Source organism: Bacillus sp. WC2503, assembly GCF_052682895.1.
Window position 1 is genome coordinate 402445 of record NZ_JBQYMD010000001.1, and the last position, 19402, is coordinate 421846.

Here is a 19402-nt window from a genome sequence, read left to right on the forward strand (position 1 = left end):
CATCTAGCTATTTAGAGCTTGATTTCTGTGGGGAATTTTAGGGTTTCTTAAGCAAACCGTAGCGGTGGTCATTTTATTTGGAAAATAGAGTGTAACTAATTGCAAAAGATTATATATAGAAACTCTTTTTTGTAAAATTCATGGTAAAATTAATTGAATATTCAGGTTTATAAAAGGGGGGCAACGATGCAGGTACAATTAAATGGAAAATTAATGAATCAAATCGCAATCTTTTTTAGTAGTATTGCCATGCTTCAGTTTATAGCTGAGGTAACAGGATTTACGCAAAATTTAGATATTACGTATAACTTAATAAATACAACAACGTCATATATAACATTTAGCTTGGCAGTGATTTTTACTTTAATAGGTGCAAGAAGAGAATTGAGTAAATATGCAATTATTTTATTATGTTTAGTAGTAGCTATTAAATCGATTTATTTTGTAGCTATTGTTATTTTATGGGGATTGGCTGGTACGCCGTAAATGAATAAAAAACCTAATTTCCAAGAAGACATGAGGAAATTAGGTTTTTATGCTTGAAACGCTTTTCTACACCGATCCCTTCTTTGCAATCTTCTTTTGTACCTTTTTCTATCACGCTGTACGCCTTTTATATACATGCATAGGCTGAAGAAGAAGAAGAAGGCACATTGTATCGTTAATATATACGATGACATGCCCTGTAACGGTTGCTTTGGATCATATAAATGAATAGGTGCTCCGCCTATTGTAGGGAATATTGTATTGAGCAGGACGTAAGGAATGGAGGTAACTGCAAATGGAAACAGAATCGCCATATAGTCCTTTTGTGACCATGCAGATGCAGCAAGTCCTAAAAGAGCCATTAACCCTGCAAATAAAAAATTAATTCCGATATATACAATAATATAAGTGATGGGGGAGCCGTAATATAAGTTTGCGAACATCCCGTTGTCATTTATAATACCTGAACCCGCTGCGGGTGCTCCGTTTGGAATGGTTAATTTGCAAAATAATAATGATAAGATAAATGGAAACGTATAAAGAAGTCCTCCGCAAAAAAATGTAACGATATATTTCGTTACTGAATAAGGAAGTAACGAAATTTCTTTACTTATAAATGTCTTAAAACCATCTGATTTATCTGAGTTGTAACTTGTACTAAAGGGAAGACTTGCAATAACTGGCATTAATAATAAATAAACATCCATTTCATTGTCGCGAAATCCAATCCATTTAAAAGCCGTTGTTACAAACGCATCCGTTCCGTCTCCAATATAACGAATTACATAATAATAATGATAGATAGAGATAAGAGCTAATCCACTAAACATAATAATTAAAGAAACACGATTACAAAAAGCTTGCTTTATACTTAAACGAAGCGCACGCATCATGACTGAAAAAGCCTCCACTATTTTGATAAACTTGTCTATTTTCTATATTACTATTAATTGTAAAGATTTTCTTGTTTTTTTATTTGATTATTTGAAAAAGAGGAATTTTATTGTTGTTAAGTAAGGTTTATCTATACATCTTAAGAACACCTTTTCTTTTTCTCTTTCCATCTGATACACTATGACAGTATTATATGAATGGACTGGAATTTTTTTATACTGGAAATAATAAAAAAGAGAACTTGTATAGAATGTAAGTGTGTGGTAATATCAAAGATGTACTGATTGACTATATTATCCAATTGGTCATTTTTGGAGGTGACGATGTGGCGATAGATCGAAAACGTTCTATTATTGAAGCTGCAACAAAGTCTTTTTCAGCGTTCGGTTATAAAGCAACAACGATGGATCAAGTAGCGAAATTAGCGAATGTAGGAAAAGGAACGATTTATACTTTTTTCAAAAATAAAGAAGAGCTATTTGGCGAAATTATTTCTAATTTAATTACAGAAATGAAGCAAGTTGCAGAAAACGCAATTCGTTCAGATGTTTCATTTTTTGAAAATGTACATAAAGCATTATATAGCATCTTAGAATTTAGAAAAGAACATCAGCTCATGATTAAGTTAATTCAAGAAGAGCGCGATATGGGAACGAAAGAAGTACAAGAAGTGATGCAACAAGTAGATGTGGAAATCGTTTCTGTCATTCAATCGTATTTAAAGATTGCGATTGAAAAAGGTGAAATTAGCAAATGTGACCCAGAAATTACAGCATTTATTATGCTTCGCCTATACGTATCGCTCATTTTTGATTGGGAAAAAAATCATGAACCGCTAGAAAAAGAAAAAATTGCAGAATTATTTGAACTTTATTTATTAAAAGGATTGTCAAACTAAGATAATCCTTTTATTATTATAAAAAATGACCAATTGAACAAAGTAGTCATATATTTATTTTAGGAGGGATAATATAAATATTCACTTCATAGTAAGGAACAGTTGCATAGTATAAATTCGGGGATAAGGCATATGTATGAATAAGTATAGCCTTTTTGTTTGGGTGAAAATGACTAAATGAACATTTTAGTCATTTTGATAAAGGGGGAGAAATGATGAAATGGAATCAGTTACTTCGTAAAGAGTTTACTGAAATTATAAAAAGTAAAAAAATATTAATTCCAATTATCGCGGTATTATTCGTACCAATTTTATATGCAGGTATGTTTTTATGGGCCTTTTGGGATCCGTATAAACAGTTAGATGATTTACCAGTTGCGGTAGTCAATTTAGATAAAGGTGCAGTATTTGATGGAAAACCAATTGAGGTCGGAAAAGGGCTCGTTGATAATTTAAAAGATAACACAAGTTTTAAATGGGAATTTGTAAGTGAAAAAGAAGCGAAAAAAGGAATGGAAGGCAGAAAATATTACATGTTAGTACGCATTCCTGATGACTTCTCAAGTAACGCTACAACGTTATTAAAAGATGATCCGAAACCATTAAACTTAGAATACATTCCAAACGAAAGCTTAAACTTCTTATCTTCACAAATTGGTGGAACAGCCATTGAAAAAATTAAAGGTGAAGTAGCAAGTACGTTAACGAAAACATATGCAGAGAAAATGTTTGATTCCATTCAAGACGTCTCAAAAGGATTAGCAGATGGGGCGGAAGGGGCAAATAAACTACATGACGGATCAAGTGAGCTGCATGATGGTTCAAGTAAAGTGACGGATGGCCTTCATACACTTCAAGGGAAGTCTGGGGAGATGAAGGATGGAGTTCAGAAATTAGCAGATGGATCAAATAAATTAGTAGATGGGTCAGGAAAAGTAACAGATGGTTTAAATACATTAAATAGCAAAACAGGTATAGGCAAATTACAAGATGGATCCGGAAAAGTAACGGCAGGTTTAAATACGTTAAATGGCAAAACGGGTGAAATGCAGACTGGTATAGGGAAATTAGTAGACGGTTCAGGAAAAGTAACAGCAGGTCTAAATACATTAAATAACAAAACAGGTGAGATGCAGACTGGTATAGGGAAATTAGTAGACGGTTCAGGAAAAGTAACAGCAGGTTTAAATACGTTAAATGGTAAAGCGGGTGAGATGCAGACTGGTATAGGGAAATTAGTAGACGGTTCAGGAAAAGTAACAGCAGGTTTGAATACATTAGTAAGTAAAACAGGTGAATTAAAAACAGGAACAATTGACTTATCAAATGGTATGGGAGAACTTGTTGAAGGGCAAAGCCAATTAGAGACAAGGGCTCAAGAGATTCAAAAGGGTTTGCAGGAGTTAAATAGTAACGTACAAAATTCTGTTGCAGGCTTAGAGGTAATACAGTCAAAAGCTCCTTCTACATTAAATGAAAAAATAAATGGAGCTGGAGAAGACGTAAGTCAGTTAAATGAATTGACGCAATCAACCGCAGGGGATGCAAAAACTGCAGCGCAAGATGTAGCGAGCTTGCAAAAGCAAATTGAGAGTTTACCGAAAGAATATCAAGAACAGTTACAACCATATATAACAAATGTGGCAAAAAGTACGGCGACAGTTCAGCAGAAGGCTGCCGGGGTAGCAGGTGGAACAAACAAGTTAAACGAAGAAGTGAAACAATTAAAAAGTGAAATAAATGAAACAACAAGTGGAATGCAAAACAAACTACCGAATCCAGAAGGGTTTAAAACTTTAACGGATGGTATTAAGAAACTAACGAACGCACAAAATGAATTTGTTAGTAATTTTCATGGATTTGGTGAAGGTTTAGGTAAGGCAAAATTAGGTGCTGATAAATTGAAGAACGGATCTGGTCAATTGATTGATGGAGCAAATCAATTAGTAGATGGATCTGGGAAGGTAACAGAAGGATTAGGCGCATTATCCGTAGGAGCAAACCAAATGGCAGGTGGAATAAATCAATTAGCGGACGGTTCAAGCCAAGTGACAGGCGGTTTAGGTGCATTATCTGTAGGGGCAAGCCAAATGACTGGTGGAATAAATCAATTAGCAGATGGCTCAAGTCAAGTAACAGGTGGTTTAGGCACATTATCTGTAGGAGCAGGCCAAATGACAGGCGGAATAACGCAATTAGCGGACGGTTCAAGCCAAGTAACAGGCGGTTTAGGCACATTATCTGTAGGAGTAACAAAATTAGCAGATGGCTCAAATCAAGTAACAACAGGATTAGGCACTCTAAATGGCGGTTTAAATACAATGTCAACTGGCTCAACACAGTTAATCGACGGCGTAAATAAACTAGCAGATGGCTCAGGAAAAGTAACAGATGGCCTCGTAAAAGTAAACGACGGTTCAGGTGAACTTGCTGAAAAGCTTGGCGAAGGGGCAGAGAAAACTGGTGAAGTGAAAGGGACGAATAAAACATTTGATATGTTTGCAAACCCTGTAAAAGTAAAGACAGAGAAATTAGCGGAAGTTCCAAACTACGGAACTGGATTTACACCGTATTTCTTATCACTCGGTTTATTTGTTGGGGCATTACTATTATCTATCGTATACCCATTACGCGATACAGTCGGCGTTCCAAAATCAGGATTTAGCTGGTTTATTAGTAAGTTCGGCGTTTTACTATCAGTCGGTATTATTCAAGCGATAGTAGCAGATGTCATATTACTGTTCGGATTAGGTGTAGAAGTGCAAAGTATTCCATACTTTATATTATTTAGCATCGTTACAAGTTTAGCATTTATCGCATTAATTCAATGTTTAGTAACAGCATTCGGTGATGCAGGGCGATTTATTGCCATCATCACATTAATTATTCAGCTTACAACAAGTGCTGGAACATTCCCACTAGAATTGATTCCGAAGTTTTTACAACCATTTAATACGTGGTTACCGATGACATACTCTGTATCAGGATTGAAAGCAGTCGTATCAAGCGGAGACTTTAACTTCATGTGGCAAAACATAGGAATACTCATGATCTTTATCGTCGTATTATCACTTGGAACAATCGCTTCCTTAACTTGGATGCACAAACGACAATTTAGAAATGTTGTTGAAAATCAATCGATTGAAGTTTAAAAAAAGCACCTTGTAGGTAAATATTTATAATAACGAAACATTGGAATGAAAAGCCTGTATCAATAATTACTCAGTGATTATCGATACAGGCTCTTTTTATTGGATCTGTTCATAAAGATTGTTGTTATTAGAGCATTTTTCTTTTCGTTCTTTCATTCCATTTTTATTCTTTTTAATGCTAATTCAGCTGCCATTTTCCCGTTATGTTGTCCGTGCTCTTTAACCCAATTTAGTTTTTCGCTAGCTGGCACGTATCTATGGAAACCTAGAATTTCAGCCGCTCTCTCTTGTATCCACATATCCGATTCGTCCAAGAGGGGAAGTGTTTCATGCAATTGTGTATAAGGAGTTAAAGCGATAATTGAAAATTAATATTGAGCTCTTTTTTCTTCCGTTAATTCAGGTTTTTTAAGAAGATTTTTCAATTCTTAAATGGCTTGTACATCTTGCTGTAGTTGCAGTTCATCCGTATTTTCTTTGGAACAAGGATAATCTTTAACTTCTAATTGCAGTCTAAACGAAAGAAAAGGACTTACAGCAATTTACAGAGAAAACTAGAATAGGGGAGTTGATATGATGAAACAAAAATCTCGCTTCTATTTTATAATATATCCACTAATCACCTTCTTGGTTTATACACTATATCCGATTTTATTTCACAAAAAAGAACATACGAGCATGAAGGATATACTGGGAATGATTGTAACGTATTACATTTTAATTAGTGAATATTACTTTATTGATTTTTTAAGTGAAAGAATAAAGAAAAACGGTAAAGAAAAACAGTAAAGTTTCACTATTTAAAAGCTGATGAAGGATAACAAAATGACCGAAAGCGAAATGAAATTTAGGGATACGAACATTCGTAACTTTTTCGATAAAGAGAATCGTTTAAAATCGATTCCAGGTCAAAAAAAGAAAAAGTTAGTGTTATTAGAACATTTGATTAGCAAGTTAAACGTTGAAAATCAATATACAGAGAAAGAAATAAATGTGTTCATAAAACAATATCATGATGATTTTTGTACGATTAGAAGAGAATTTATCGTGCATGGGTTTATGGATCGAGAGGATAATATGTACCATATAAATGGGAGAGAAGTTTGGACGAAGTGGGAGGAGTTATAAATGTAATGAGTAATTCCTAGTTTGCCTCTCTTATCTAAAGAAGGAAATATTATGGGCTTTGGTGGTAGTTGCGGTGAATTTGCTTTATTAGTTATATTGTTTATTTTATTAATCATCGTTGGAGCTGCTTGCTTTTGCTAAAAGCTATGGAAAAGACACTCTTATAAGAGTGTCTTTTCTTTATGAAGACGTAATCCCACAAAAACATTTATTTATGGGGGCTTGCCAAATACTCATCAACCTAAGAAAATAGATCACTCCATAATGAAAAATTCACGTTTTTACAGTTAGTACTGAAAATTCGGCTCATCCTTTTCGTTTTAGAAAAAGTAATATTTTAAGTTGATAGATGTGTAATATTACCTATATTGTAACGTATAAGTGAATTTAATGACTTTAACTATACTTTTGTTTCGTTTTATTTAAAAATATTACGATTATATTACAAAAACTATTGATTATATCTAAATAGCGTAATATAATACTGTTTGTGGAAATAAAAACAAAAATTATTCATTATTTGGGGGATATGGAAAATGAAGAAAGTTATTTTACCAGTTTTAATGTCTGCTATGGTTATAGTTCCGGCAGTATCACATGCTGAAAAACAAGATAATGTGAAACAGACTACTGCAAAAGCAGAGCAGACAATTCAGCAAAGTGGTTGGGTAAAAGTAGGGGATACATGGTATTTCTATGACCAAAAAGGTATGAAGAAAACAGGCTGGTTACAAGATGGTGGAAAATGGTATTATTTTGATGGTAATGGAAAAATGCAAACAGGTCATATTGTATATCAATATGAGGGTTACTTACTGGGAGCAGACGGTACAATGTATGCCAATGAAGGTTGGATTCAGTATGGTGGAAAGTGGTATTATGTACATCAAGGTGGAAAGCTACATTACGGATTGCTTGAATATAATGGGAAAACTTATTTTTTAAATCCAGATAATGGGCAGATGTTTACGAAAGCTTGGATTGGGGAATATCATACAGGCAATTATTTTCTCGAAGATGGATCAATGGCAATAGGTTGGACTTCAATTGATAATAAGTGGTACTATTTTAACGATAAGGGGCTTAGTTATAATGACTGGCTAAGCTATAACGGAAGCTGGTATTATTTTGTAGGTGGTAAGATGCAAACAGGTTGGGTACAAGATAATGGAAAATGGTACTACATGAATACAGACGGCACAATGAAAACAGGCTGGGTAAAAGAAAATGGAAAATGGTATTATCTGAACTCAAATGGCACGATGAAAAGTTCAGAAAATGGATGGAAAGACTGTTGGTTAGATGAAGGAGGAAAGCGCTACTTTTTCGATGACAGTGGTGCTATGCGTACAGGGAAACTAGCTGAAGGCGGCACTTCATGGTATTTTAATCCAGATGGATCTATGGTGACTGGATGGAAAATAGTGGATGGTGACTGGTATTACTTTGATGAGAAAAGTGGAGCGAATCATGAAGGTTGGTTAAACTACAATGGCAAGTGGTATTACTTTTATGATGGCCCAATGACAACTGGTTGGGTACAAGTGAATGGCACATGGTACTACTTGAATGAAGATGGAACGATGAAAACAAATTGGTTACAAAAAGATGGAAAATGGTACTATTTACAATCCAATGGTGCAATGGCAGTGGGCAAACATTTCATTAATGGAAAATGGTATTCATTCAAAAATGATGGCGTTATGATGTAACAAAGATTTTTAATTGAATAAATGACAATAGATATCTATTTTAAGATATTTCTATGATGAAAAAAACACCTGTGAAGGTGTTTTTTTCATCTTTACAGTTAGTTATTACTTATTCCTCTTATTCTTGCACTTTTCGTTTTCACTAGTTTATTAGCGAGCATGGCTGGATTTATGCAGGAAATATCTAAACTGTAAGGATATGTGGGAAGTAGAATTATAAAACTTTTGTTTCCAATCTTTCTTTCTGACGAAGATGATGTGCAAAATGCATAGAAATGAGCTGAAACCATTCTGCCGCATTTAAGTAACCAAGCCCAGGGTGTTCGACTTTACAAGCACTTCGAATAGAAGTAATTGTTGGTTCAATGTCTTTAACAACTGTAATTAATTTCAGAAAACGCTCTTGTACTTCTTCTTTGTTAATTGGATTTTCTGGCGTATATCCAGGATGATTTGGTACTTTGATTTGTATGTCTGGGAAAGCACCAAGTTTATATACTTTTTCACCCATATCCGTTTTTTTGTTAGTTACTGATGGTGTTTCGCCTTTACATTTTGTGATTGCATCTAATTGCATGTATGTGGAAGCAATTAGATGATTATACATTTGACCGAGAGACCATTCCTCACTAGAAGGCTTCATCCTAAATTGTTCTATAGAGTACTTTTCTAATTCCCCTATGTAGTACGTTGCTAACTCTTCAAAATTCTTCATATCACTAACTCCTTTTTATGAAAATGTATTTGTTACTACCTACTATAAAGAAGTAATGCTGACAACATTATGTCAGTAGTGAAATATAAAAATTAAAGTTTTAACATTTTTTTTGCTTCATCACGGATTTTCTCAGAAAGAATTTTTGGCTCAAGTACTTGCACTTGGCTTCCCCAGCTCAATACCCATTGAAACACTTCGTCTATGTTTCTTGATTTCAAAAAGACATGGAAACCATTATCTTTATGCTCGTATGAATCTATAAAAAAGTATCGAGATTCAATAATTTTATGTGCAATATGAGATGGAAACAATAAATGAATCGTAACAATACGATTGTTTTCAGGTTGATAGTCTTGTAAAGAAAAGTCTTTCGGTTTTGTAAAAAATTCTTGTTTTTGCTGTAATGTATCCATACGGTCTAAACGAAAATTACGTATTTGTTTCCGAAGTAAGCAATGAGCAACGATGTACCAAATTCCTGAAATATTGACTAAACCGTAAGGATGAACAGTCCGCTCTATTTTTGTGGTTTCTCTTGGCTTACGATAAGAAAAAGAGATAGCTTGCTCGTTTTGAATTGCTTCTTGTAGCAAGAAAAGTTGGTTCTCTAGTTTTTCTTGCTCGGCTTGCTGGTTTGAAAATATAGGAGAAAGGAAACGGAAAGTACCTCGTAACCCCTCAACTTTCTTTTTTTGATCAGTAGGGAGGATAACCTCAAGTTTCTCTTTTGCCGATTGTGCATGTGCAGAAAAAGAAGAAGTGAAAGTTTTCTCGATATAATCACCGCCTAATAAAAGGGTAACAGCCTCTTCAGGGGTAAGCTGAATGGGTGGTAAGAAATATCCATCCATTAATGAGTAGCCGTGGCCGGGCATTGCAAAAATTGGGACACCAGATTCACTAAGTGCATCCATATCTCGATAAATAGTTCTTATACTTGTCTCAAATTTTCCAGCTAAACTTTGTGCTGTAACAGTTTGTTTTCTTTGTAATTCAATTAATATTGCTAATAAACGATCCGTTCGATTCATGAAATATCATCCTTTATTTTTATAAATATGATCACTGTAAAATTCTAAAAGTAATACATTTTCCCCTACTATTAACAGACTTTTTCCTATGTATAATATTAATATAGTAAAATCATAACAACCTATATTGCAGTTTCCAATAATATACTATATAATCAGGATAAGAAAACGTTTTCATGCAAAGGGGGAGAATTTCGTGTCGACTATCGAGGACGTGGCGAAATTAGCGGGGTTATCAAGGACAACGGTTTCTAGGGTGATCAATAATCATCCATATGTTTCAGATGAGAAGAAAAAAAGGGTTCAATTAGCAATGAAGCATTTAGGCTTCGTTCCTAATTCTGCGGCGAGAAGGCTTCGTAAACAAAAAACAGAAACAATTGCGGTGCTTGTTCCAAGGATTACAAATCCTTTTTTTAGTAGATTTATTGAAGCAATCGAGATTGCTGCTTCTGAGCATAAATATAAACTGATTATTTGTCAAACAAGATATTTACCAGAAAAAGAGATGGAGTATTTACAATTATTATCTACGAAACAAGTAGATGGGATTATTCTATGTTCACTAGAAAATCCATGGGAAGATGTAGAGCCGTACTTACAGCACGGTCCAATCGTGTTATGTAATGAATATATTGAGGAAGCAAATGTTCCAACAGTGAAATTTGATCATGCACAAGGAGCATATATAGCTGCCAATCATGTATTAGAACAAGGATATCGTAATCTTATTTTTTGCCGTGGTAACGAAACCAAAGTTGTTAGCCAACAGCGGAAAATGGGCTTTTTACGTGCAATAACTGAGAAGAGCCGCCAAGTAGAAGCGATTGATTTTCTTGAAAACGCTTTCTCTTGGGATGATGGGAAGCGAATATTCCATGAAGTATTAAAGGACAAAAAAAATCCTACCGCGATTTTGGCAGGAGGCGACGAGGTTGCAGCTGGAATTATCTCAGAGGCGAAGCGCCATAACTGGAGTATTCCAGAGGATCTCGCTGTTATCGGTTTTGATAATCAAATTTTATCGCAGATTACTGAGCCAGGTATTACGACAATTGAACAGCCAATTGATGAAATGGCTCGAAAAGTTGTCGACCTGATGATGGATAAAATCCATACGAAAAATTATCGTAAAAAAGAATTGTATGAGTTTGAACTGGAGCTCTTGGTGAAAGGTTCAACGATGAAGGATACGATGTTATTAGCCTAGTAGACTATGTCTGCTAGGTTTTTTTTCTGTTCACAAACTACTACTCTTCGTGAACGCAGTCATCACATTTGTTATGGTATGCTTCGTGCTGCTCATCAATTTCTTTCCCGCAGTGCGCACAAGTTTTCGTCGGTAAATTTCTGAAAAACTCCATTGGTTGATCGATCATGTCAATTCCTCCATTTCCATTTCTTACTATCATTGTATTAGTACAAAAAATAAAAGTCAACAACTGTTTTATAACAAATTGAAAATTAATGAAAAAGTTTAGGAAATGGATTATAGTTAACAATGTAGGATGTAAGTAAAAAACTTTCTCAAGTACGGAGAAAAACTGCATTCCTACTCGGTTTTAGAAAGGATGGATACATATGAAAATGACTGTTGTCGGCTTTTGGGGCGGCTTTCCAGAAGCGGGAGAAGCAACGTCGGGGTATTTGTTTGAACACGATGGTTTTCGTTTACTTGTAGACTGTGGTAGTGGTGTACTAGCACAGCTTCAAAAATATATAACACCATCTCATATAGATGCAGTTGTACTTTCGCATTACCACCACGATCATGTTGCAGACATTGGGGTATTGCAATATGCGAGATTAATTACAAGTGCGACAAAGGGACAACTACCGGAATTGCCAATATACGGTCATACGTTTGACGAGAATGGATTCCATTCTTTAACGCATGCACCGCATACGAAAGGAATCGCGTACAACCCAGAAGAAACACTTCAAGTTGGACCTTTTTCTATTTCATTCTTAAAAACTGTTCATCCTGTTACATGCTTTGCGATGCGTATTAAAGCTGGTAGTAACGCTGTAGTATATAGCGCTGATTCCAGTTATATTTCTGAATTCATTCCATTCACAAAAGATGCTGATCTTTTCATTTGTGAGTGTAATATGTATGCACATCAAGAGGCTGCAAAAGCAGGGCATATGAATAGTACAGAAGTGGCAAGTATTGCGAAAGATGCGAATGTAAAAGAACTTTTATTAACGCACTTACCGCATATAGGAAACCCATCTGATTTAGTAACAGAAGCAAAACAAATTTTCAGTGGCCATATTACGTTAGCTCATAGTGGCTACGTATGGAATTCATGAGGTGATACGATGTTATTTATTGATAATAAAGGGATTACAGATCCTAGAATAAACTTAGCGATTGAAGAATATTGTGTGAAGAATTTAGATATTAACGAAACATATTTACTGTTCTACATTAACGAACCTTCCATTATCATTGGTAAAAACCAAAACACAGTAGAAGAAATTAATGCAGATTACGTAAAAGAAAAAGGTATTCATGTCGTTCGTCGTCTATCAGGCGGGGGCGCGGTATATCATGATTTAGGAAACTTAAACTTCAGCTTTATTACGAAAGATGATGGAGACAGTTTCAGCAACTTCAAAAAATTCACAGAGCCTGTAACGAAAGCGCTTGGTAAATTAGGCGTAAATGCAGAACTAAGTGGTCGTAACGACATTTTAGCTGAAGGTAGAAAAATTTCAGGTAACGCGCAGTTCTCAACGAAAGGTCGTATGTTCAGTCACGGTACGTTACTATTTGACTCTGAAATCGATCACGTCGTATCGGCATTAAAAGTAAAAATGGATAAGATTCAATCAAAAGGAATTAAATCAATCCGTAGCCGCGTTGCGAATATTACAGAGTTCTTAAACGAAAAAATGACGACAGAAGAGTTTAGACAACTTCTTCTAGAAACCATTTTCGAAGGTGAAACAGAAATTCCAACGTACGAATTAACAGAAGCGGATTGGAAAGAAATACATAAACTTTCTGAAGAGCGCTACCAAAATTGGGATTGGAACTACGGAAAATCTCCGAAGTTCAACTTACAACATTCACACCGCTTCCCAGTTGGACAAGTTGACGTTCGTCTTGAAGTGAAAAAAGGAACAGTAACAGAATGTAAAATTTACGGTGACTTCTTCGGATCACTAGATGTTCATGACATTGAAGAACGCTTAACAGGCGTACAGTTCGATAAAGATGCATTCACTGCAGCTTTAGAAGGCGTAGATATCGCACGCTACTTTGGTAATATTACAACAGAAGATTTCTTACATTTATTCTTCTAAAAATGGGGGAGGCTGTCATAAAGGGCAGCCTCTTTCTTTTTGTGTGGATTGTCACTTTTGGTTTTGAGTTGCGGCTAATATAATTTCACTTATCACAAATATCTTCCTCAAAACACCACTCACGAGTCATCTGCCCCTTATAAAGGAATATACATAATAAAAGGAGGTGGATCAAAATGAAAAGAATAATGTGCGTTGTATTATTGCTCAGCTTCCTCATCGGGATGACAGCGTGTAACGATGAAACCTCCTCAAGTCGTACAACTTTATCTATTGGAAAACCAGCGAAGGATAATGTTATATATTATACGCATACGGATAACAAACGAAAGATAGATGATATACAAACTATGTTTCAAAGTAAGAAATGGAAAAGAAATGAAATGTTTAGTACTGTTGGTAAAATACCAGATGTTGTCTTGTCTATAGATGAAAACGATACAGGGTTACCGACAGTATATGTTACAGTGTACTTTCATGAAAATGGAGCGGACGCGATAAACTTGTATGGAGAGCATACAAGTTTAAATAAAGAAGAACTTGAAAAGCTTAGAGAAAAGATAGGTGCATATTATCCTAAAATGATTTCTGTCCTCGTTTAATAATTTGCTGGTAAGTGAAATCACTATATTTTTCCAAAGTTATTCAATAGGAAGTACGCCGTGTATATGCAGTTAATAGGATATTACTTGCCACTTTAATTTTCTTTTAATATAATTAATTTAGAATTTTTAAATATTCTAAATTTTATAAAGGTGGGGTTTGTGTGAATCTCGTTCAATCTTTGGCTGAAACGGCAAAACAGAAGGGGGATAAACCGGCTTATGTTTTTATGGATCAGTCGGTCTCGTATGACCAATTAAACAAAATGGTCACAAGGTTTTCTAGCAATTTAGCAGAAATGGGCATTGGAAAAGGGGACAATGTCGCATTAGTTGTTGGGAATTCACCACATTTTTTAGTCGGTTTATACGGAACAATGAAAGCTGGGGCAACTGTTATACCAGTTAATCCAATTTATACAGCAGACGAAATGCATTATATTTTACAAAATGGAGATGTAAAAACAATCATCGTACTCGACGTCCTTCTACCTGTTATACAATCTCTTACAACAAGACTTCCTTCACTAGAGAACATCATCATATGCGAAACCTCATCAGATTTTAATCATATAGAAACCGAAAAAATGAAAACGTTTACTAGTTTTATAGGAACTGGAGATGCGACTTACGAAGGTCCGGAACTAGATGAAGAAGATGTAGCGGTTATCCTCTACACTTCAGGCACAACTGGAAAACCAAAAGGTGCTATGTTAACAAATAAAAATTTATATAGTAACGCAAGCGATGTGGCGTCGTATTTACAATATACGGCCGATGATCGCGTCGTTGCGGCACTGCCTATGTTCCATGTATTCTGTTTAACAGTTGCGGTAAATGCACCGATTGTGAACGGGGCAACGATTTTAATGTTACCGAAATTTAGTCCGAAAGAAGTGTTCCGTATTTGTCGTACGTATGAACCAACGATTTTTGCTGGCGTACCGACGATGTACAATTATTTATATTTATTTGAAGAAGCAAGCGCAGAAGATGTGAAGACGCTTCGCCTTTGTATTTCAGGTGGTGCGTCAATGCCTGTTGCTCTTCTGCAAAACTTTGAAAAACGTTTTGACGTAATTGTTTCAGAAGGATACGGTTTATCAGAAGCATCACCAGTTACTTGTTTCAATCCGTTAGATCGCCCGCGTAAACCAGGGTCAATCGGCACAAATATTTGGCATGTAGAAAATAAAATTGTGAATGAACTTGGGGAAGACGTACCAGTCGGCGCAGTCGGTGAATTAATTGTTCGTGGACCTAATGTTATGAAGGGTTACTATAATGCACCAGAAGATACAGCTGCGACATTAAAAGATGGCTGGCTATATACAGGAGACTTAGCGAAAATGGATGAAGAAGGTTACTTCTATATCGTTGATCGTAAAAAAGATATCGTCCTAGTTGGTGGTTATAACGTCTACCCTCGTGAAGTAGAGGAGGTACTATATACGCACGAATCAGTAGCTGAAGTTGTCGTAATTGGTGTACCAGACGAAAACTTAGGAGAAGCAGTGCGTGCTTTCGTCGTTCTGAAACAAACGAACGTAACAGAAGAAGAGCTGATGCATTATTGCACGTTACATTTAGCAAAATATAAAGTGCCAATGAGCATAGAGTTTTTAACAGAATTGCCGAAGAATACGACGGGTAAGTTGTTAAGAAGAGCTTTGAGAGAAAAAGCGATGCAAGTGTAAGAATGGGGGGCAACCAGCTTTATGAAGTTGGTTGCCTCTATTTTTTTGCATTGGTTAAGCTATGACACCATATATTTAAACCGTAATATGACTAGTAGGGAGGAGATATACATGGAGCAGAAGGAATTACGTTTGCGGCGAGTGCAATATCTTATTTGTGACATTATGGATGAAATGAACGCTGAAAATGAGAAGAAAAACTTAGAAACACTGCAGAAAGTAATTGACCAGCTTTCAGGAGCAATTGGTGATTTAGTAGATCCATCTGGTACGTATTCAATTGATTATTTGGAGAGGAAAGTTCATACAGCGCACTATTTATTATTTAAAAATGATCGTAAAGCATATTTGTGTAATAAATAAACATTCATCATTTGATGGGGTGTTTATTATTTTTGATATTTATTGATAATTGTTATCAATAAAAGGATGAGTACAATGGGTTTAAGACGATAAATTAATCTGCTTATAATTGTACTTATAAATAATAAAGCTCGAAATAAAAGCCTTGCTACACGTTTGTAGTAAGGCTCTTTACAGTTGTTTTGTTCTTAATGAATGAAAGCACCTGCCACTTTTTAGTTGGAAAAGTTACTCATTAGAAGTGTTATTAATCGCTTGAATAGCAAGTTCCAAAGATTTAATCCTTCTTTCTAAAAGAGTTCTTTGAGGACTACCAACCTTTGACTTAACGTAAATTTTTTCAATTGATGGTAGCAAACCGGTAAGAACATTGCGAGCTTCTGCTAAATCTTCCTGGTTGTAATGATGAGGTTTTTGATTCCAAACACTATCTAGCATTGCTAAGCCGATACAAGCTGCCTGGAGGCGTTTCTTTACTAACGTAGTATTTGAGCCTTTCTGAGTCATTTGTGACAAGGCACTTTCGAGTTTACGGATTGTTGACTGTAAGGATTTTATTGATTCCTCTTTATGTACATCTGATACGTTTTCCATGTTAGTACCATCCTTTCTTCGTTTTTAAATGATTTTGTTTAATACGTGATAAAATCGTTAAGGACAGAAACTTACTCGCAATATTTTAACATAAATAACGAACTTTCTTTGAGAGGGAGTCTTAAAGAGCTAGCTCAATTGTTGAAAGTAAGGTAACGAACTTTAAAAACCGAACCGTCATCTAAGTGGCGATTCGGTTTTCTTTATTTTTTCTCTACTAATTTTTTATTCTTTCAATCTAGTGTAAATGATTTATTAAATGTTTTTTGATCAACATCTTTTACGTTGTTTCCAACCCAACCTGCATCGCAACATATTCAATATCATTATCAATTTGGCCTAACACGTAAGATTCTAAAATGCCCATTACAGCAGTTCCTAAAAATTTTAAAACGCTGTGCTTATCAATGTTTTTATTGTGAAGATTGCTGTGCTTAATATTTACGTTAAACGTGCATAACAAGTTATAATAGAAGAAATCAATAAGGAGGCTAGCTGTGAAGAATCTTCGTTATTTCAATATATTTACTATGTTAATTATATACACGCTACTTATGTTTTACATCGGCTGGAACGGATGGGTTTGGCTTCATGCAGTATTTGGCTGGGAGTCCTGGGGGTATTATGCTTTCGTAGTCGGATTTATTTCTTATGCGTATATTCTCGTGCAAGTGTTTAAGTTTCTCCCATTCCTTCGAACGATTGGTTCAATTTGGTTTGCAGTCATACAATACGCCCTTATGTTATTGCCGTTAGCTGATATAACAGTCTTTCTTTTACAGTTTTCGGTTGAGAAAGAAACAGCAATTATTTGGACAGGGGCGGCTGTATTAGCTGCGTTTATCTTTATCTTTGCATATGGAGTATTTAATGCGTATAGTCCGGTAGTAAGAAAATATGAAGTGCACATACCGAAAAAGGTGAAGGGCCGCAAAAGTTTACGTATTGCGATGGCTTCTGATATGCATTTCGGTAAACTGTCTGGTGTATCGCATTTAAAAAGACTTGTCCGTCACGTAAATGAAATGGAGCCTGATATTATTTTACTGCCAGGGGATATTATCGATGATCATCCAGGGGTATTTATTCAAAAAAACATGGGTCATATTATGAAACAAATGAAAGCTCCATTAGGCGTATATGGCGTTTTAGGAAACCATGAATACTACGGCAGAGCGGTTCCGGAGTTTTTACAAGAGATGGATAAGATTGATATTCGTATTCTTTTAGATGAAGGGATCACAATTGAAGATGACTTTTATCTCGTTGGAAGAAGAGATAAAACAGAGCGAGATCGCCAAAGCTTTGAACAACTTATGAATACAGTGGATAAATCGATGCCTGTTATAGCAATGGATCACCAGCCATTTGAGTTAAAACAAGCAGCAGCGGCAGGTGTAGACTTATTATTATCCGGTCACACGCACCGCGGACAAATGGCACCAAATCATATTGTAACGAGAAGAATGTACGAGCTAGACTGGGGATACGCACAAAAAGGCGCATTCCACGCAATTGTTTCTTCTGGATTCGGATTTTGGGGACCGCCGCTTAGACTTGGTAGTAGGTCGGAGATTGTGCAGGTAGAAGTTACGTTTGAATAAGGTTAAATAAAAGGGATTATACATGATTAATATGTATAATCCCTTTTATTTTTTATTTCGTAATCGCGACCTTTACTTGAATATAATCTCAATTAGTTGTTGTGGATGTGCATTAATTAATCCATGAACAATAATAATTACCCATACCTTACGATAACGCGCCCACAAATATCCAAGGAATAGACCTACGATACCATGGTTCACAATAACCGTAGCTGTATCAATATCCCAATGACCAGAGCCGTGTAATGCAATATGCCAGCTCGCCCATAACAATGATGTAAGAAGTATAGCCGGCCAAGTACCTAGTAATAGTTCCAAACGTGTTTGCAACCAAACTCTATAAAAAAGCTCTTCCAGTACACCATTTATAAGAAATCCTACAAGTAAAATTAAGATTAAAATCGTGGGTTCCATTCTCGCTGAAACAAATGGTGTAGAGAATGTAGAAAAGAAGTTGAAGTAACCCCAGACTATAATGACAATAAGTGGTGTAAACCGATACCATCTATTACCTCCCGTTGATTTTACAGGCTTTTGTCGTTCTTTTTCGGGGTTACTTTTATAAAATAAAAGAAGCATTAATGGAGTGAATAATAATAAAATAATTTTAAATATCATAAACCACAATTGTAATGTCATTCCTTCAAAGTTCGTGGTGAGGAGACAAATCGTGAAGAGGAAACCACTCGAGAATAAAATAACAGTTTGAATTATGATGCGCCTTAGTTCAAATTGTTGAAGGGGATTATAGTTTTTATGATGAGATGGTAAGAAACGAACAAGGAGTATACCGACAATAACAGGGATCCACTTGTTCCAAAAAGGCAGTGTGCCCGTATGATCCCCACTGTAACGAATGTTTGTTTCTCCGATCCATATAAGCCAAAGAGATGAAAGCAAAATAAGAAGTATAATGATTCCACCAATGAGCTTCCCCGCTTTTGGAAAATAACTACCCATAGTTATCCGACCTTTCATACTATAATGGTGAATCGATTTTCAATTATTTCTGTTTTTAAATGAATATGCATTTATAAATCTATTAAAACAAAAAAGAAGAACTGTGGAAATATTTTAATTTCTATGATTTAACTTGATGAGAATAGAGGACCGCTTTTTTGAAAACAGAACGTTCATATTGGAATGATAGAATAGTATATTTACTCTTCTTTAAAAAAGAGATACTATAAAAAGAATCTGCTTGA

22 protein-coding genes and 1 pseudogene are annotated in these 19402 nt (G+C 35.4%); 15 read left to right on the top strand and 8 right to left on the bottom strand.

All coding sequences use genetic code 11. The annotated features are described in order from the left end of the window. Positions 1-186 precede the first annotated feature (186 nt). Positions 187-486, top strand: coding sequence for a hypothetical protein (locus ACUN26_RS02165; RefSeq protein WP_001198066.1), 300 nt, complete (start codon positions 187-189; stop codon positions 484-486). A 47-nt stretch (positions 487-533) separates the two neighbouring features. Here the strand turns inward: ACUN26_RS02165 and ACUN26_RS02170 are convergent, their stop codons facing one another. Next, complete coding sequence (locus ACUN26_RS02170) at positions 534-1379, bottom strand: hypothetical protein (RefSeq protein ID WP_000984181.1); 846 nt, start codon at positions 1377-1379, stop codon at positions 534-536. A 326-nt stretch (positions 1380-1705) separates the two neighbouring features. Between ACUN26_RS02170 and ACUN26_RS02175 the strand changes: the two genes are divergently transcribed. Both ACUN26_RS02175 and ACUN26_RS02180 read left to right on the top strand, forming a co-directional pair. Next, positions 1706-2278 (top strand): TetR/AcrR family transcriptional regulator, encoded by a 573-nt coding sequence (locus tag ACUN26_RS02175; RefSeq protein ID WP_000963370.1) that lies wholly within the window; start codon positions 1706-1708, stop codon positions 2276-2278. Between the two features lie 215 nt (positions 2279-2493). After that, entirely contained in the window at positions 2494-5430 is a 2937-nt protein-coding gene (locus ACUN26_RS02180; RefSeq protein ID WP_000871861.1) for a YhgE/Pip domain-containing protein, read from the top strand. Between the two features lie 152 nt (positions 5431-5582). Here ACUN26_RS02180 and ACUN26_RS02185 read toward each other — a convergent pair whose 3' ends face one another. After that, positions 5583-5729, bottom strand: coding sequence for a hypothetical protein (locus tag ACUN26_RS02185; protein ID WP_000264964.1), 147 nt, complete (start codon positions 5727-5729; stop codon positions 5583-5585). Positions 5730-6003: 274 nt separating this feature from the next. Between ACUN26_RS02185 and ACUN26_RS02190 the strand changes: the two genes are divergently transcribed. The 5 genes and pseudogenes from ACUN26_RS02190 to ACUN26_RS02210 form a co-directional block, all read left to right on the top strand. After that, positions 6004-6219: a hypothetical protein gene (locus ACUN26_RS02190; RefSeq protein ID WP_000977614.1), complete on the top strand. Its 216-nt coding sequence runs from the start codon at positions 6004-6006 to the stop codon at positions 6217-6219. Positions 6220-6255: 36 nt separating this feature from the next. Beyond that, a complete protein-coding gene (locus tag ACUN26_RS02195; RefSeq protein ID WP_000140282.1) occupies positions 6256-6558 on the top strand; it encodes a DUF2087 domain-containing protein in 303 nt (100 codons plus the stop codon). Positions 6559-6609: 51 nt separating this feature from the next. Then, positions 6610-6699, top strand: a complete 90-nt coding sequence (locus tag ACUN26_RS02200) for a YjcZ family sporulation protein (RefSeq protein WP_000505668.1) — start codon at positions 6610-6612, stop codon at positions 6697-6699. Between the two features lie 395 nt (positions 6700-7094). After that, positions 7095-8270, top strand: a complete 1176-nt coding sequence (locus ACUN26_RS02205; protein ID WP_000755824.1) for an N-acetylmuramoyl-L-alanine amidase family protein — start codon at positions 7095-7097, stop codon at positions 8268-8270. A gap of 108 nt (positions 8271-8378) precedes the next feature. Next, positions 8379-8465: pseudogene (locus tag ACUN26_RS02210) on the top strand (YIP1 family protein); the annotation flags it as partial. A gap of 19 nt (positions 8466-8484) precedes the next feature. On the opposite strand, the gene ACUN26_RS02215 reads toward ACUN26_RS02210, so the two are convergent. After that, positions 8485-8985: a DinB family protein gene (locus ACUN26_RS02215; protein ID WP_000787586.1), complete on the bottom strand. Its 501-nt coding sequence runs from the start codon at positions 8983-8985 to the stop codon at positions 8485-8487. Between the two features lie 92 nt (positions 8986-9077). Beyond that, the gene (locus ACUN26_RS02220; RefSeq protein ID WP_001082252.1) at positions 9078-10019 is read right to left on the bottom strand and encodes a helix-turn-helix transcriptional regulator; all 942 of its coding nucleotides are present in this window, start codon (positions 10017-10019) and stop codon (positions 9078-9080) included. Between the two features lie 196 nt (positions 10020-10215). On the opposite strand from ACUN26_RS02220, the gene ACUN26_RS02225 reads away from it, so the two are divergent. Next, a complete protein-coding gene (locus tag ACUN26_RS02225; RefSeq protein WP_000103728.1) occupies positions 10216-11229 on the top strand; it encodes a LacI family DNA-binding transcriptional regulator in 1014 nt (337 codons plus the stop codon). Between the two features lie 40 nt (positions 11230-11269). On the opposite strand, the gene yhfH is transcribed toward ACUN26_RS02225, so the two are convergent. Further along, entirely contained in the window at positions 11270-11398 is a 129-nt protein-coding gene (gene yhfH / locus ACUN26_RS02230; protein ID WP_000567010.1) for a protein YhfH, read from the bottom strand. 202 nt (positions 11399-11600) lie between these two features. On the opposite strand from yhfH, the gene ACUN26_RS02235 reads away from it, so the two are divergent. The 5 genes from ACUN26_RS02235 to ACUN26_RS02255 all read left to right on the top strand — a co-directional run bounded on the left by ACUN26_RS02235 (position 11601) and on the right by ACUN26_RS02255 (position 15996). Then, a complete protein-coding gene (locus tag ACUN26_RS02235) occupies positions 11601-12335 on the top strand; it encodes an MBL fold metallo-hydrolase (RefSeq protein ID WP_000784683.1) in 735 nt (244 codons plus the stop codon). Positions 12336-12344: 9 nt separating this feature from the next. Then, positions 12345-13334: a lipoate--protein ligase gene (locus ACUN26_RS02240; protein ID WP_000897263.1), complete on the top strand. Its 990-nt coding sequence runs from the start codon at positions 12345-12347 to the stop codon at positions 13332-13334. Positions 13335-13510: 176 nt separating this feature from the next. Further along, positions 13511-13936: a hypothetical protein gene (locus ACUN26_RS02245; protein ID WP_000822232.1), complete on the top strand. Its 426-nt coding sequence runs from the start codon at positions 13511-13513 to the stop codon at positions 13934-13936. A gap of 164 nt (positions 13937-14100) precedes the next feature. Beyond that, complete coding sequence (locus tag ACUN26_RS02250; RefSeq protein ID WP_001055206.1) at positions 14101-15633, top strand: fatty acid--CoA ligase family protein; 1533 nt, start codon at positions 14101-14103, stop codon at positions 15631-15633. 111 nt (positions 15634-15744) lie between these two features. After that, positions 15745-15996, top strand: a complete 252-nt coding sequence (locus ACUN26_RS02255) for a hypothetical protein (RefSeq protein ID WP_000435466.1) — start codon at positions 15745-15747, stop codon at positions 15994-15996. A gap of 228 nt (positions 15997-16224) precedes the next feature. Here the strand turns inward: ACUN26_RS02255 and ACUN26_RS02260 are convergent, their stop codons facing one another. Both ACUN26_RS02260 and ACUN26_RS02265 read right to left on the bottom strand, forming a co-directional pair. Further along, positions 16225-16590, bottom strand: coding sequence for a hypothetical protein (locus tag ACUN26_RS02260; protein WP_000432655.1), 366 nt, complete (start codon positions 16588-16590; stop codon positions 16225-16227). A 280-nt stretch (positions 16591-16870) separates the two neighbouring features. Beyond that, on the bottom strand, positions 16871-17053 hold the full coding sequence (locus tag ACUN26_RS02265) for a hypothetical protein (protein WP_033657320.1): 183 nt from the start codon (positions 17051-17053) through the stop codon (positions 16871-16873). Positions 17054-17087: 34 nt separating this feature from the next. Between ACUN26_RS02265 and ACUN26_RS02270 the strand changes: the two genes are divergently transcribed. Next, entirely contained in the window at positions 17088-18194 is a 1107-nt protein-coding gene (locus ACUN26_RS02270; protein WP_000793638.1) for a metallophosphoesterase, read from the top strand. A gap of 72 nt (positions 18195-18266) precedes the next feature. On the opposite strand, the gene ACUN26_RS02275 is transcribed toward ACUN26_RS02270, so the two are convergent. Further along, positions 18267-19157 carry a CPBP family intramembrane glutamic endopeptidase gene (locus tag ACUN26_RS02275; protein WP_000536087.1) on the bottom strand — a complete coding sequence of 297 codons (891 nt, stop codon included), beginning with the start codon at positions 19155-19157 and terminating at the stop codon, positions 18267-18269. Between the last annotated feature and the right edge of the window lie 245 nt (positions 19158-19402).